The 14,378-nt window shown below is 70.1% G+C and carries 14 protein-coding genes; 4 read left to right on the forward strand and 10 right to left on the reverse strand.

What is annotated here, in order from left to right; translation table 11 throughout:
• The first annotated feature begins 58 nt into the window (after positions 1-58).
• Positions 59-565 carry a hypothetical protein gene (locus tag ASD16_RS08830; protein ID WP_055915962.1) on the forward strand — a complete coding sequence of 169 codons (507 nt, stop codon included), beginning with the start codon at positions 59-61 and terminating at the stop codon, positions 563-565.
• 291 nt (positions 566-856) lie between these two features.
• Here the strand turns inward: ASD16_RS08830 and dnaB are convergent, their stop codons facing one another.
• Positions 857-2,227, reverse strand: a complete 1,371-nt coding sequence (gene dnaB, locus ASD16_RS08835) for a replicative DNA helicase (protein WP_200942946.1) — start codon at positions 2,225-2,227, stop codon at positions 857-859.
• A 319-nt stretch (positions 2,228-2,546) separates the two neighbouring features.
• Between dnaB and ASD16_RS08840 the strand changes: the two genes are divergently transcribed.
• On the forward strand, positions 2,547-3,902 hold the full coding sequence (locus tag ASD16_RS08840) for an MATE family efflux transporter (RefSeq protein WP_055918169.1): 1,356 nt from the start codon (positions 2,547-2,549) through the stop codon (positions 3,900-3,902).
• A 54-nt stretch (positions 3,903-3,956) separates the two neighbouring features.
• On the opposite strand, the gene rplI is transcribed toward ASD16_RS08840, so the two are convergent.
• The 5 genes from rplI to ASD16_RS08865 form a co-directional block, all read right to left on the reverse strand.
• On the reverse strand, positions 3,957-4,406 hold the full coding sequence (gene rplI, locus ASD16_RS08845; protein WP_055915966.1) for a 50S ribosomal protein L9: 450 nt from the start codon (positions 4,404-4,406) through the stop codon (positions 3,957-3,959).
• 14 nt (positions 4,407-4,420) lie between these two features.
• Complete coding sequence (gene rpsR, locus ASD16_RS08850) at positions 4,421-4,657, reverse strand: 30S ribosomal protein S18 (RefSeq protein ID WP_028051084.1); 237 nt, start codon at positions 4,655-4,657, stop codon at positions 4,421-4,423.
• 77 nt (positions 4,658-4,734) lie between these two features.
• Positions 4,735-5,277 carry a single-stranded DNA-binding protein gene (locus ASD16_RS08855; RefSeq protein WP_055915969.1) on the reverse strand — a complete coding sequence of 181 codons (543 nt, stop codon included), beginning with the start codon at positions 5,275-5,277 and terminating at the stop codon, positions 4,735-4,737.
• An 80-nt stretch (positions 5,278-5,357) separates the two neighbouring features.
• A complete protein-coding gene (rpsF, locus tag ASD16_RS08860; protein ID WP_055915972.1) occupies positions 5,358-5,651 on the reverse strand; it encodes a 30S ribosomal protein S6 in 294 nt (97 codons plus the stop codon).
• Between the two features lie 211 nt (positions 5,652-5,862).
• Complete coding sequence (locus ASD16_RS08865) at positions 5,863-8,229, reverse strand: transglycosylase domain-containing protein (RefSeq protein WP_055915974.1); 2,367 nt, start codon at positions 8,227-8,229, stop codon at positions 5,863-5,865.
• Positions 8,230-8,527: 298 nt separating this feature from the next.
• On the opposite strand from ASD16_RS08865, the gene ASD16_RS08870 reads away from it, so the two are divergent.
• Both ASD16_RS08870 and ASD16_RS08875 read left to right on the forward strand, forming a co-directional pair.
• Positions 8,528-9,178 carry a PadR family transcriptional regulator gene (locus ASD16_RS08870; RefSeq protein WP_055915976.1) on the forward strand — a complete coding sequence of 217 codons (651 nt, stop codon included), beginning with the start codon at positions 8,528-8,530 and terminating at the stop codon, positions 9,176-9,178.
• A complete protein-coding gene (locus ASD16_RS08875) occupies positions 9,175-10,266 on the forward strand; it encodes an inositol-3-phosphate synthase (RefSeq protein ID WP_055915978.1) in 1,092 nt (363 codons plus the stop codon). Before ASD16_RS08870 ends, ASD16_RS08875 begins: the two co-directional genes overlap by 4 nt.
• A gap of 57 nt (positions 10,267-10,323) precedes the next feature.
• Here ASD16_RS08875 and ASD16_RS08880 read toward each other — a convergent pair whose 3' ends face one another.
• The 4 genes from ASD16_RS08880 to ASD16_RS08895 form a co-directional block, all read right to left on the reverse strand.
• Entirely contained in the window at positions 10,324-11,799 is a 1,476-nt protein-coding gene (locus ASD16_RS08880; RefSeq protein WP_055915980.1) for a hypothetical protein, read from the reverse strand.
• Positions 11,789-12,343 (reverse strand): sigma-70 family RNA polymerase sigma factor, encoded by a 555-nt coding sequence (locus ASD16_RS08885; protein ID WP_055915981.1) that lies wholly within the window; start codon positions 12,341-12,343, stop codon positions 11,789-11,791. Before ASD16_RS08885 ends, ASD16_RS08880 begins: the two co-directional genes overlap by 11 nt.
• Positions 12,344-12,469: 126 nt before the next feature.
• Entirely contained in the window at positions 12,470-13,825 is a 1,356-nt protein-coding gene (locus ASD16_RS08890) for a hypothetical protein (protein WP_055915983.1), read from the reverse strand.
• Positions 13,815-14,372 (reverse strand): sigma-70 family RNA polymerase sigma factor, encoded by a 558-nt coding sequence (locus ASD16_RS08895; RefSeq protein WP_055915985.1) that lies wholly within the window; start codon positions 14,370-14,372, stop codon positions 13,815-13,817. The genes ASD16_RS08890 and ASD16_RS08895 overlap by 11 nt, the downstream gene beginning before the upstream one ends.
• Positions 14,373-14,378: the final 6 nt, after the last annotated feature.

Consider the following 14,378-nt stretch of genomic DNA (forward strand, 5'->3'; position numbering starts at 1 on the left):
CGCACCTTGACTGATCGGCCAGTCCGCCGCCGATCGGTCAATACTCCGGAGGGCACGCGTGTTCGAGTTCAAGGTGGGTACGTCGAGGCAAGCAGTCTCCGCATTGTTCGGCGAAGGGCTCTCCCTTTTCAACAAGGCCTACGTCGAAGACCCTGACAACGGAACTCGCCTGATCCACGCGGGGGGAATCGGGCGCGATGGGGAGGACAGGGTTCGGGCCGGCGGTGCATACGTGCTGCGTTGGCACGGACTAGCCATCGGGCTGGAGTGCGAGGTCACACGACGCGAGGACGAGCACGGTTCCCACCCACTGTTCACGCTCTCTCACCTGGGCACGAGCAACTTCGCCTGGATCAACGCGAACGTCGCCCCCGTCGAGCTCACTCCGGAGGACGCCGCCAAGGCAATGCAGGCTGCCGCTGAGGCGAGTGTCGTCCTCGAGTCGTATCGCGAGGACCACGGGCCGGGAAGCCGTGTGCGCGACCCGCTCGATGCGGGACGTGAGCTCTCGCCGGCCGACTTCGGCTACGGCGAGATCACGCGTGCACCGTGGGGTGCCCGATGAGCGCTGGCGAGCCCGATCATCAACGGCGACCTTCGACATGTCCGGCGCGCGTGGTGGGCACACCGCACCCCGGTCATGGAAGTCAGCCACCTCCGTACCGCGGGTGGCGCGATTGGCGCTGCGCTCGGCGTCTGGGCGATGCAAGCGCTGACATCGAAGGGCGCCAGTTCGACAGCCCCTGCACCGACTGCCACATGAACTCAAACCCGGACAACTCGGGTAGTCAGACTATCGACGGCGTTTAGTCAAAGAATCTTGCATCTCGACAAAAGTCTCGACAAGTTCGAAGCGTCAGGCCTGCATGTCCACAAATCGCGAGTAGTGCCCTTGGAATGCCACGACGAGCGTGTCGGTAGGCCCATTTCGGTGCTTGGCAACGATCACGTCGGCTTCGCCGGCGCGTGGCGATTCTTTCTCGTAGGCATCCTCGCGATGCAGAAGGATGACGATGTCCGCATCTTGTTCGATACTTCCCGATTCGCGAAGGTCGCTCATCTGCGGCCGCTTGTCGGTGCGCTGCTCGGCGCCACGGTTCAGCTGTGAGATGGCGATGACCGGGACCTCAAGCTCCTTGGCCAGCAGCTTGAGTGCTCGGGAAAACTCGGAAACCTCCTGCTGGCGGGACTCGACGCGCTTGCCGGAGGACATCAGCTGCAGGTAGTCGATGACCACGAGCTTGAGGTCGTGCTTCTGCTTGAGCCGCCGGCACTTGGCGCGGATCTCCATCAGGGACATGTTCGGCGAGTCGTCGATGAACAGCGGCGCCTCGGAGATCTTCCCCATGGTCGCGGCGATCTTGGCCCAGTCGTCCTCGCCCATCTGGCCGTTGCGCAGCTTCTGCAGGTGTACGCGAGCCTCGGCGGAGAGCAGTCGCATGGTGATCTCGTTGCGGCTCATCTCGAGAGAGAAGACGACAGACGTCATGTTGTGCTTGATTGACGCCGATCGCGCAATATCAATTCCCATGGTCGATTTGCCAATTGCAGGCCTTGCAGCCAGGACAATCATTTGTCCGGGGTGCAATCCATTGGTCAATCTGTCCAGGTCCGAGAACCCCGTCGGCACGCCGATCATGCCCTCGCCGCGGTGGCCGGCCGCCTCGATCTCGTCGACCGCGCCGCCGATGATGTCGCCGAGGATCAGGTAGTCCTCCGACGACCGCCGCTCGGTGACGGCGTAGACCTCGGCCTGCGCGTTGTTCACGATCTCGTCGACGTCGCCGCCGTCGGTGCCGTAGCCGAGCTGGACGATGCGGGTGCCGGCCTCGACGAGCTTGCGGAGCACGGACCGCTCGCGCACGATCCGCGCGTAGTAGCCGGCGTTCGCGGCGGTGGGGACCGACGAGATGAGTGTGTGCAGGTAGGGGGCGCCGCCGATGCGCTGGATCTCGCCGCGCTTGGTCAGCTCGTCGGCGACGGTGATGGCGTCGGCCGGCTCGCCGCGGCCGTAGAGGTCGATGATCGCGTCGTACACGACCTCGTGCGCCGGGCGGTAGAAGTCGGTGCCGCGGATCTGCTCGACGACGTCGGCGATCGCGTCCTTGGAGATCATCATGCCGCCGAGCACGCTGCGCTCGGCGTCGAGGTCCTGCGGCGGGGTGCGGTCGTAGCCGCCGCCACCGCGGTTGGTCCCGGACGGCGCGCCGTACTCGAGGTCCTCGATCGTCACGTGATCCCCATCGTCGTCATCCGAACACATGTTCCATGGGGGGTCTGACATCCGCGCCCAGACGAGTTCCCAGGCGCAGCATCGGGTCCTCGCACTCGCGACGTTAGGGGGTTCGAGCCCGTCGTCCAAACGCCACTCCGCGCGCCTGTGGGCAACGTGCAGACTTCTGTGGAGCGAGCCCTCACCTACTGTGAGCGAGGCTGTGGATCACGTCCGATTCTGTCCACAGTCCGTGGACAGGGGTGTGGACAGAGGGGTGAACTTCACCTCAGATCCGCTCGTCACCCGCAGGAACGCTGTGCACCTGCTGTGGATGCGAGAAAGGTTGGCTGCGATTTCATCTGTCGGACATCGACCGCCCGGTATCGACCGCCAGATACTGGCCCTCGCCGTCCCGGCGCTGGGCGCTCTGGTCGCCGAGCCGCTCTTCGTGCTCGTCGACTCCGCCGTCGTGGGCCACCTCGGGACGGCCCCGCTGGCCGGTCTGGCGCTCGCCTCGACCGTCCTCATGACGGTCATCGGGCTCTGTGTCTTCCTCGCCTACGCCACGACGGCGGCCGTCGCCCGCCGGCTCGGGTCGGGCGACCGAGCGGGGGCGCTCCAGGTCGGCGTCGACGGGATGTGGTTGGCCCTGGGCCTCGGCGTCGTGCTGGCGGCGGTCACCTGGCTCAGCGCCCCCTGGCTGATCGACGCGCTCGGGGCGTCCGACGAGGTCGCGCAGCAGGCGGTGACGTACCTGCGCTGGTCCGCACCCGGCCTGCCCGGCATGCTCCTGGTCCTCGCGTCCACAGGCGCCCTGCGCGGGCTGCTGGACACGCGCACACCCTTGGTGGTCGCCGCGACCGGTGCCGTCGTCAACGCGGTGCTCAACATCGTGCTCGTCTACGGCGTCGGCATGGGGATCGCCGGCTCCGGCCTCGGCACCGCCCTCACCCAGCTGGCGATGGCCGTGGCGCTCACCGTCGTGGTCGTCCGCGGTGCGCGAGGCTCGGGGGCACAGCTGCGCCCGGCCGCCGGGGGCATCTGGGCCAACGCGCGTGCCGGGACGCCCCTGTTCGTCCGCACCCTGTCGCTGCGGCTCGCCATCCTGCTGACCGTGTGGGTGGCTACCGGACTCGGGGCGGTCGAGCTCGCCGGTCACCAGATCGTCAACGCGGTCTGGGGGCTCGCCGCGTTCGCGCTCGACGCCCTCGCCATCGCCGCCCAGGCCCTGATCGGCCACGGCCTGGGCGCCGCCGACGTCCCCCGCGTCCGCGCGGTCCTGCGGCGCACGCTCCAGTGGGGCGTCGGCGCCGGTGCCGCGCTCGGGCTCGTCGTCGGCGGTCTCTCGTGGGTCTACGTCCCGCTCTTCACGACGGCCGACGACGTCCGGGCGGCCGCCGTCGCGGCTCTTGTCGTCGCCGCCGTGACGATGCCGATGGCCGGCTGGGTGTTCGTCCTCGACGGCGTGCTCATCGGCGCCGGCGACGGTCGTTTCCTCGCCTGGGCCGGCATGGCGACGTTCGTCGTCTACGTGCCGTTCGCGCTGGCCGTGCGCGAGTCCGCTCCACCGGGCGCCGCAGGTCTGGCATGGCTGTGGGCGGCGTTCGCAGGCGTCTTCATGCTCGCCCGCGCGGTCACCACCGGCTGGCGCGCCCGCGGCACAGCCTGGATGGTCACCGGCGCATAGAAGAGGCGCCCCGCTCCCACCAGGGGAACGGGGCGCCTCTCAGGACTGCTCAGCTCAGGCTGCGACGACCTTGACGGTCACCGTCGCGGACACGCCTGCGTGCAGACGGACCGACACCTGGTACTCGCCGAGGGCCTTGATCGGCTGACCGATCTCGACCTTCCGCTTGTCGATCTGCGGCGCGCCGGACTTCTTGACCGCGTCGGCGATCTCGGCGGTCGTGACGGCACCGAACAGACGGCCGGACTCGCCGGCCTTGGCCGACACGACGACCGGCTTGCTCTGCAGCGAGTCGCGGATCGCCTTGGCGTCGTCGAGCGTCGCGATCTCACGGGCCTTGCGGGCCTTGCGGATCGCGGTGACGTCCTTCTCGGCGCCCTTGGTCCAGGGCGTCGCCAGGTTGCGCGGGACGAGGAAGTTCCGGGCGTACCCGTCCTTCACCTCGACCACGTCGCCGGGCTCACCGAGACCGGTGACCTCGTGGGTCAGGATGATCTTCGCCATGATGGTCCCCTTTCTCAGCGCGCCGACGACGAGTACGGCAGGAGTGCCATCTCGCGGGCGTTCTTGACGGCACGCGCGATCGCGCGCTGCTCCTGGACGGACACACCGGTCACCCGGCGAGCGCGGATCTTCCCGCGGTCGGAGATGAACTTGCGCAGCAGCGCAGTGTCCTTGTAGTCAACGACATCGATCTTCGCCGCCTTGAGCGGGTTCTGCTTCTTCTTCGGCTTGCGGACCACGGCCTTGGCCATCGTGGTGCTCCTTGTCTGCTGGAGCCCTGGGCGTTGCCGTGCCCAGGGATGGGGAATGTCTGAGTGTCAGGCGCCGATCAGAACGGCGGCTCGTCGGAGTAGCCGGCACCGCCAGCACCACCTGCGGGCGTCGCCCACGGGTCGTCCTGCTGGTTGCCGCCACCGCCGCCGGAGCCACCGAATCCGCCGCCACCGCCACCGTTGTTGAAGCCGCCGCCGCCCCCGCCGCCGAAGCCACCGCCGCCGCCACCCGAACGCTGGGTCCGGGTGACCTTGGCCGTGGCGTAGCGCAGGGACGGGCCGACCTCGTCGACCTGGAGCTCGTACACGGTGCGCTTCTCGCCCTCGCGGGTCTCATAGGAGCGCTGCACGAGCCGGCCGGTCACGATGACGCGGGTGCCCTTGGTGAGCGACTCGGCGACCGACTCGGCCGCCTCCCGCCAGATCGAGCAGCGGAGGAACAGCGTGTCGCCGTCCTTCCACTCGTTGCTCTGGCGGTCGAACGTACGGGGGGTGGACGCGACGGTGAAGTTCGCGACAGCGGCCCCCGAAGGGGTGAAGCGCAGCTCGGGATCCCCGGTCAGGTTCCCGATCACCGTGATGACGGTCTCACCGCTCATGCCCAGCTCCTCGTTCGTTCGATCAGTCGGATGATCATGGATGTCTGGCGCCGCATGCTAGATGCGGCCACCCACAGAGATCAGGCGTCGGCGCGCAGGACCTTGGTCCGCAGGACGACCTCGTTGAGGCCGAGCTGGCGGTCGAGCTCCTTGGCGGTCGCGGGCGTCGCGTGGAAGTCGATGACGGCGTAGATGCCCTCGGACTTCTTCTGGATGTCGTAGGCAAGCCGACGACGACCCCAGATGTCGACCTTGTCGACAGTGCCACCGTCGGTCTTGATGACCGTCAGGTACTTGTCGAGCGACGGAGCAACGGTGCGCTCTTCGATCTCGGGGTCAAGGATGATCATGAGTTCGTACTGACGCAGGCTCATACCCACCTCCTCTGGTCTTCGCGGCCACGGTCGATCCGTGGCAGGAGGGTGTGTGCGTCGCTGGCCGCAGCGATCCGTCCATGACGACGGGCCACTGAGGGCACAGCAATCTCCTAGGCTACCCGGCCCGGAGCCACCGCCGAAATCGGCTGTGGGCGGGCTGGGACCTGGAAGCTCGGACGGGGGACGCGCGTGCGCCCCCCGTCGAAGATCAGGGTGTCGGTGCCGGCGTCGGCGCGACCGTCGGCGGGGGTTCCTGCGTGGCGACGGGCTTCGGTCCGCTCGACACGACGAGCGTCACCGATTCGCCGGGCGCCAGCATGGTGCCGCCCTTCGGGTCCACCCGGATGACACGGCCGGACGTCACCGTGTCGGACGGCTCCGCGACCACGCTGGCGACCAGCCCGGCGTTGACGACCGCAGCGGTCGCATCACCCTCGAGCTTGCCCTCCAGACCACCCGGGACGGCGATCTGCGACGGTGCCTCCTGCGTTGGCTCCTCCGTCGGCGCGACGGTCTCCGTGGGCGCCGACGCGCTCGGCGTCGGCTTGCCGCCGACGTTCGCCCGGGCGGGGAACTCCAGCACGGGGGCGTACTGCGGCTGCGCGAAGACGTCCTTCATGTACGACTGCCACAGGAACGCCGGCCAGGTGCCGCCGGTCACGAACTTCACGTCGCCGATCTGGGTGATCGTCTCCTGGGTGCCCGCGTTGTCCTGGCTCAGCGACACCTCGGTGACGATGTTCGGGGTGAAGCCGATGAACCAGGCGGCCTTGTTGTCGTTCGTCGTACCGGTCTTGCCGGCGATCGGGCGGCCGAGCGGCTTGACCCACGTCTTGCCCGACCCCTTCTCCACCACCTGGGTCATGGCGTACGTCGCGTCCGCGATCACGTCCTGCGCGAAGACCCGCTCCGTGGGGTCCTTGTGCTCGTACGCGACCGAGCCGTCCCAGTTGGTGACGGAGCGCACGATGTACGGGTCCACCCGGGTGCCGCCGGAGGCGATGGTGGCGTACGCGCCGACCATGTCGATCGGCTTCAGCGTCTGGGTGCCGAGCACGTTGGCGCGGTTGGTGTCGACCGGCGCGGGGACCCCGGCTCGCTCCGCCACCTCGGCGGTCTTCTCCGGCCCGATCTGCAGGTTGAGCTGGGCGTAGACGGTGTTCACGGACTGCGCGGTCGCCTCGACCAGGTCGATGTTGCCGAACTGTCCCTTGCTGAAGTTGGGGACCGTCCAGTCGCCGAACTCCTGCGGCGACCGGCCGTTGTACCGGGTGTTGAGGCTGACGCCCTGCTCGAGGCCCGCGATGAGGGTGAACGGCTTGAACGTCGACCCCGGCTGGACGTTGTCGTAGGTGACGGTGTTCTTCTGGTCCGTCAGGAAGTCCGCGCCGCCGTACAGGGCGACGATCGCGCCGTCCTTCGGGTCGACCGAGCTGAGGGACACGCGGGTGAGCGGGTTGGGCACGGCGCCGTCCTGGTCGGGCAGCGTGCCGGCCCGGAAGTCGGTGACCTGCTTCTCCGCGGCGGCCTGCAGCGGCTGCTGGATGGTGGTGACGACCGTGAGGCCCTTGCGGTTGATCTCGTCGTCCGTGAGCGCCAGCGGGGGCTGCTTGAGCTCGTCGCGCACCATCTCGAGGAGGTAGCCGGTGCTGCCCTTCATCGAGTCGGACCGCTGGTAGACCGCGGTCTCGGGGAACACCATCGGCGCGCGCTCGGCCGCGGTGAGCCAGCCCTCCTCCTCCATGGAGTCGAGGACGATGTTCCAGCGCTGCTCGGCCTTCTCACGGCTCGTGGCGGGGTCCCAGTTGTTGGGCGACGGGATGATGCCGGCCAGCATCGCGGCCTGCTCGCGGGTGAGCGCGGCGGCGTCGACGCTGAAGTACGCCTGGGCGGCGGCCTGGATGCCGTACGAGTCACGGCCGAAGTAGATCGTGTTGAGGTACCGCTCCATGATCTCGGACTTCGACTCCTCCCGGGCGATCTTCATCGCCAGGAGCGTCTCCTTGAACTTGCCGACGTAGTCCGTCGTCGTCTTGTCGACGTAGTACCGCTCGACGTACTGCTGCGTCAGCGTCGACCCGCCCTGGGTGGCGCCGCCGCGCAGGTTGTTCAGGAGCGCGCGGCCCATGCCGGTGATCGAGATGCCGCTGGTGTTGGTGAAGAACGTCTTGTCCTCGGCGGCCGCGACGGACTGGCCCACGTACTCGGGCAGCGACGAGTAGGGGACGATCTGCCGCTTCTGTGCCGCGAACGTGCCCATCACGGCGCCGCGGGACCCGTCGGCGTTGTTGGCGTAGAAGACGGTCGTCTGCTGGGCCTTGGTGTCGTCGGCCTGGTTCGGGATCGTCGTGCTCGCGTACGCCGCGACGACCGCGCCGGCCCCGAGGAAGCAGACCGCGAGGATCGTGCCGATCGTGAAGCGCCACGACGGCAACCAGCGGTGCAGACCCTCGTAACCGGACCGCGGGTAGTCGAAGAAGCGTCGCTTGGGGGCGCTGCTGCGCGTCGAGGTGGCCGTGCCGCGGGGCGCCGTGCGCTTGCCCCGGGCGGGTGCCCTCCGATTCGTGCGTGCCAACGCGCTGCCTTCCGTCCGACGACTGGGTCCGGCCTCGCCACCCGGATCCGGGCAGGCGTCAGCCGCGGATCACAGTATGGGGGACCCTCCTGTGCCCGCCGGGGGACCGAAGGCCTAGATCTGGCCAGCCTTCACACGATCGCTACCGGGCCCCCGGACCGCCGACGCAGACCGGCGCCCCGAGGTGACGGGGGTCACCGTCCGGGGCAGGACTTGCCCACTCCGTCGTATTCGACATACTCTCCGGATGTATCGAGTTGATACATCGACTCCACCAACATCCCGAGGAGGTGCCCCCGTGCGCGGTCGTTCCGACGTGCTCGAGCCGGCCATCCTCGGGCTGCTCCACGAGTCCCCGATGCACGGGTACGAGCTGCGCAAGCGCCTCAACCTCGTGCTCGGCTCGTTCCGTGCGCTCTCGTACGGCTCGCTCTACCCGTGCCTGAAGTCGCTGGTCGAGCGGCATTGGATCGAAGGCACCGAGTCGGTCGTGGCGCCGCACACCGTGGCGTCCAAGCGGGCACGCATCGTCTACCAGCTCACCGCCGACGGCAAGGAGCACCTCCAGCAGGTGCTCGCGTCGTCCGGGCCGGCCGCCTGGGAGGACGAGAACTTCGACGTCCGGTTCGCCTTCTTCGGGCAGACCGACGCCGAGACCAGGCTTCGGATCCTCGAAGGTCGGCGTACCCGCCTGACCGAGCGTCTCGAGACGATCCGCCAGTCCTTCGCCCGCACCCGCGAGCGCATGGACGAGTACACCCTCGAGCTCCAGCGGCACGGCCTCGAACAGGTCGAGCGTGAGGTCCGCTGGCTCGACGGACTGATCGACAACGAGCGCGGCCTTCGTCGCACCCGTCCTGCAGGCACCGGTCGACCGACCGCTGCTGACACACCCGCGGTGGACGACGACGTCGCCCCCGCGCGAACCACCGAGAAGGAGCGAGGATGACCTCCATCCGCGTCGCCATCGTCGGCGTCGGCAACTGCGCCGCGTCGCTCGTCCAGGGCGTGCACTACTACGCCGACGCCGACCCGAGCAGCACCGTGCCCGGTCTGATGCACGTGCAGTTCGGCGACTACCACGTCCGCGACATCGAGTTCGTCGCGGCGTTCGACGTCGACGCGAAGAAGGTCGGCTTCGACCTGTCCGAGGCCATCGGGGCCTCGGAGAACAACACCATCAAGATCGCCGACGTCCCCCCGCTCGGCGTGACCGTGCAGCGCGGCGTGACCAACGACGGTCTCGGCAAGTACTACCGCGAGACGATCACCGAGTCCGACGCCGAGCCGGTCGACATCGTCGCCGCCCTGCGCGAGGCCCAGGCCGACGTCCTCATCTGCTACCTGCCCGTCGGGTCGGAGATCGCCGCGAAGTACTACGCGCAGTGCGCCATCGACGCCGGTGTCGCGTTCGTCAACGCCCTCCCCGTCTTCATCGCGTCCGACCCGGTCTGGGCCGCGAAGTTCGAGGCCGCCGGTGTCCCGATCGTCGGCGACGACATCAAGTCGCAGGTCGGTGCCACCATCACGCACCGCGTCCTCGCGAAGCTCTTCGAGGACCGCGGCGTCGTGCTGGACCGCACGTACCAGCTGAACGTCGGCGGCAACATGGACTTCAAGAACATGCTCGAGCGCGAGCGCCTGGAGTCCAAGAAGCTGTCCAAGACGCAGGCCGTCACCTCCAACCTGACCGGCCCCCTGGGCGGCAAGAAGGAGGACCGCAACGTCCACATCGGCCCGTCGGACTACGTCGCCTGGCTCGACGACCGCAAGTGGGCCTACGTCCGCCTCGAGGGTCGCGCGTTCGGTGAGGTTCCCCTGAACCTCGAGTACAAGCTCGAGGTCTGGGACTCGCCCAACTCGGCCGGCATCATCATCGACGCCCTGCGCGCCGCGAAGATCGCCAAGGACCGCGGCGTCGGTGGCCCGATCCTGTCGGCGTCGACGTACTTCATGAAGTCCCCGCCCGTCCAGATGGAGGACACCCTGGGCCGCGCCCAGCTGGAGGCCTTCATCGCCGGCGAGAACGAGCGCTGAGCTAGCTGACTGACACGAAGGCGCGCATCCCCTCGGGGTGCGCGCCTTCGTCGTGCTTCAGTTCCCCGACGAGCCCGCCACCCACCAGCTCACGGAGTCGCCCAGCCACTGACCGACGCCCTCGGCCGGCGCTGGAGCGCCACTGAGCACCGTCGTCGCGCCGGACTCCAGGTCGTGCGCGGTGATCGTCTCCGCGCGGTCGGCGTTCGTGGGTGCCACCTCGGCGTAGACGGTGCTGCCCCGGACCGACGTCCAGAACATCCCGCCGTCGTCACCCAGGCTCTGCAGGAGGGTGGACGTGCCGCCGGCCCAGGCGTAGAGCCCGGTGGTCGGGTCCACGAACGTGGCGTCCTCCGTCAACGGGGCGCCTTGGAACACCAGGGTCCCGCCCGCGGAGACTCCCCGGCCCGAGATGCCGGGGAATGGGTCACCGAGCTCCAGCCGGCTCACGACGGTCGCGGTGGACGTGGCTGTGTCGACCAGGACGGTCGTCGGCAACCCCCCGTCAACGATGGCGCGACCGTCGGCGTCGTTGCAGGTGACCAGCACGGACGTGTCGTCCACCCAGCCGACGAGGAAGCACTGAACGCCGGGGCGGTCGTACGAGATGTGCCGGGTCGACCCGTCGGAGATCCGGGTGACGTCCAGGCCTCCCCAGCCGACGGTCTCGGTCACGATCTGCTCGCTGCCGGGGTCGAGATACGCGTGGTTCAACGGGTAGGGGTCCACCACGAGCAGACGTGGGTCGGCGCCCGGCGCGACGACGTACACCCCGACGCCCGGATTGGCGGCGCCCTCCAGCAGGGTCTTCTCGAGCTCGGTCCACAGCTCGTTGCCGTCGGGGAGGGTGGTGAGGTACGTGCCGGTCTCGTCGAACGGGGGCTGGTCGGTGGTGAGCGCCCCGGTCCGGAGATCGAGCCATCCGACGGTCATGTCATGGCCGTCGGAGGTCATGCCGACGCGGGCCCGCTCGGCGGTCGCGTCCCAGTGCAGGACGGTGACCTGAGGGTCGACCGGCAGCGACAGCAGCGCGTAGTGCTCGCCGGCGGGCGAGACCAGGTGGACCTCCTGCACGTCGGCGCGTGCGTCGTCGACGGTCCCGCCCACCGGCACGTACTGCGGACGGTAGATCGAGAGCATCCACCCCTCCGCGGTCTGACCGAGGAGTCCGGGCGGTGCCACGAACGCGTCGGGAACACCGGCTCGTGCGGGTGCGGGCGTCAGAGGAGGCGGCAACGACGGGTTCGGGGTCGGCGTCGGGGTCGGCGTCGGGGTCAGGGTCGGGGTGGCGCTGACCGACGGCGACGGGGTGTGCGCCGGCGGTGCGGGCACCCCGCGGTCGAGCCCGAACCAGGCGGCCGTCCCGACGACCCCCGCGGCAGCCACACCTGCCACGGACTCGACGGTGTGCCGCTGCACGCGGCGGCGGCGCACGACCCGGCGCAGGCCAACCGCCCGCAGGTCGTCCAGGGGGCCGTCGGTGGACAGCTCCTCGGCCGCGCGGCCGAGCAGGGCTCCCAGCTCAGTGCTCATGGCGCGCCTCCATCGAGTCGACCAGGTGCACGTCGGCGCGCTCCTGGTGGGTGGTCGTGGTGCCCAGCGCGGCATCCAGCTTGGCTGTGCCGTCCGACGTGTACCGCTTCACGGCGCCTTCGCTGAGGCCGAGGACGGCCGCCGTCTCGCGCACCGAGAGGTCCTCGACCTGCCGGAGGACCACGCAGGCCCGCTCGCGAGGGGCGAGCCCCTGGAGCGCCCGGACCACGTCCGCGCCGAGCCCGCGTTCCTCGACGACGGCGCCGGTCGTCGGCCGGGTGCCGAGCTTGGTGAGTGCGGCCCGCTCCCGGGTCCGCCGGCGCGACTCGTCGATCGAGCGGGTCACGATGGAGCGCCGCACGTACTGCTCCGCCTGCCCGATGCTGGTGAACCGGGCGCGGCCGGTGAAGGTCGCGATCAGCGCCTCCTGGACCAGGTCCTGGGCGTCGTGCCGCGACCCGACCAGCAGCATCGCGTGCCCGACGAGCCGCGCGTACCGTTCGCGCACCAGCTGGTCGAGCAGCCCTTCCCAGGCCGGGGCCACAGGGCCTCCTCGTGTCCGTCGACGCCGGCTCTCGGCGGTCACGAAGAAGAACGCCCGGGACCTCGCGGTCGGTTGGGGTGCATCATCCTCGCGGGTGACGCTCCTTCCGCGGCGACTCGCGGCGGCTCAGCCGCGGCCGACCACCCAGGACGTCAGACCGGTGGTCCAGGAACCGTCCGGCGGGGCGGGCGCGAGCACGACCCCGGTGCCCGAGGCGACGTCGTGGAGGGTGAGGACCGTCGGCAGGCTGGCCGCCTCGCACCCGGGCATCGTCGCGACGTAGACCGCCCCGCCGTGCGCGGCGAGCGTGGTCGCACCCGGGCTGACCTGCACGGGGGTGCCGTCGGTCAGGTAGACGCCCTCGGGGCAGGCGTTCGCCGTACCGGGCCCCGGCGCGAGCGGCACACCCGCGACGGCGACCACACCGTCGCTCAGGTACGTCCCCGCTCCGGCCGACGTGAACGGGTCGCCGGCGATCTGCTGCCGGACGACCGTCACGGCGCCGTCCAGGCCTGCGCGCACGAGCCGCGGGTTCCACTCGAACGGCCCAGCGCCGCCGTTGTAGTCGAAGCACTGCGCCAGGACCCCGGTCGCGTCGATCCACGCCACGGTGCTGCACTGGGCGTTCGGCTGCCCGAACGGGATGACGGACCGCACCCCTGTCGTCGCGTCCACCACGACGACTGCGTCGGCCGACGCGGTGTCGGACGCGAGCAGCCGGCCGTCCGGGCTCACGCTCACGGGCGCCGACGACGAGCCCAGCGAGCCGATCATCCAGGCCCCGCCCTCGGGGGGCACGGCGTAGGTGGGCGGAGGCTCAGGGCCCTCGGACGGAGTCATCCACACCTCGAGGCCGCCGGCCATGGTGGCGACGTAGACGGCATCGGGCAGGGTCCGCAGATCGGGGGTGATCGACCCCGCGCTCAGGTCGACGCTGGCGGGCGCTCCCTCGACCAGCACGCGGGCGGTCGGCGCACCGGCCTGCCACGAGAGGATCCGGACCTCGCCCGTCGTCGACAGGTCAGCCACCAGGTACCGCTCACCCTGCGGGGAGGCGAGGACCAGGTACTGACCGGCCACCGCGCCGTCGTCGGACACCGGCCGGTAGGTCGTGAGCACCCAGCCCGGCGTCGTCGTCGCGAGCAGCCCGTCGGGCAGCGGCAGCACCGGGGGCAGGCCCGGCAAGGAGACTGCGGTCGGCGTCGGCGTCGGCGTCGGGGTGGGCGACGGCGACTCGATCGTCGGGGACGGCGTGTGCGCCGGGGGCGGCGGTGCGTACCGGGAGCCGATCCACCCCGCGGTGGCCAGGCCGGCGACGGCAGCGACCGCCACGGACGACTCGACCGAGTGCCGGACCAGGCGGCGGTGCCGGACGCGGCGGACCGTCCGCGCGAACACCGCGGGCTGCGGGGCGATCCCCGCGATCTCGCGCTCCTGCACGTCGAGGGCGGCGGCCATCAGGTCGCTCAGGTCACGCGTCATGGCGCACCTCCGGGGTGGGGATCAGGCGGACGGGTTCGTCGTCGCCGGAATGGCTCGTCGTGCCGAGCAGGGCGTTGAGGGTCCCGACCCCGTCGGCGACGTAGCGCTTCACCGCGCCCTCGCTCAGGCCGAGCAGCGTCGCGGTCTCGCGGACGGATAGGTCGTCGACGTGCCGCAGGACCACGCAGGCGCGCTGCCGCGGGCTCAACCGGGCCAGCGCCGCGCGCAGCTCGTCGGGAAGCCCCTGCGTCGGCTGGTCCTCGACGGCGGTCGGCACCCGCGCCGACGCCCGCTCCAGCGCCGCGTGCTCGACGGTGTCGTGCCGCGTCCGGTCGATGAACCGGGACACGATCGCGCGCCGGACGTACTGCTCGGCCTGCTCGACGGAGCGGAACCGGGCCCGCCCGCCGAACGTCGAGACCAGCGCGTCCTGCACCAGGTCCTCGGCGTCGGCGCGGGAGCGGACCAGCAGCATCGCGCGGGCGACCAGGCGGGCGTAGCGGTCCGCGACCACCTGCTCGAGCATCGGCTCCCAGTGCCCGCTCATCGCGCC

The sequence above is a fragment of the Cellulomonas sp. Root485 genome (assembly GCF_001426705.1).
Taxonomy (GTDB): Bacteria; Actinomycetota; Actinomycetes; order Actinomycetales; family Cellulomonadaceae; genus Cellulomonas.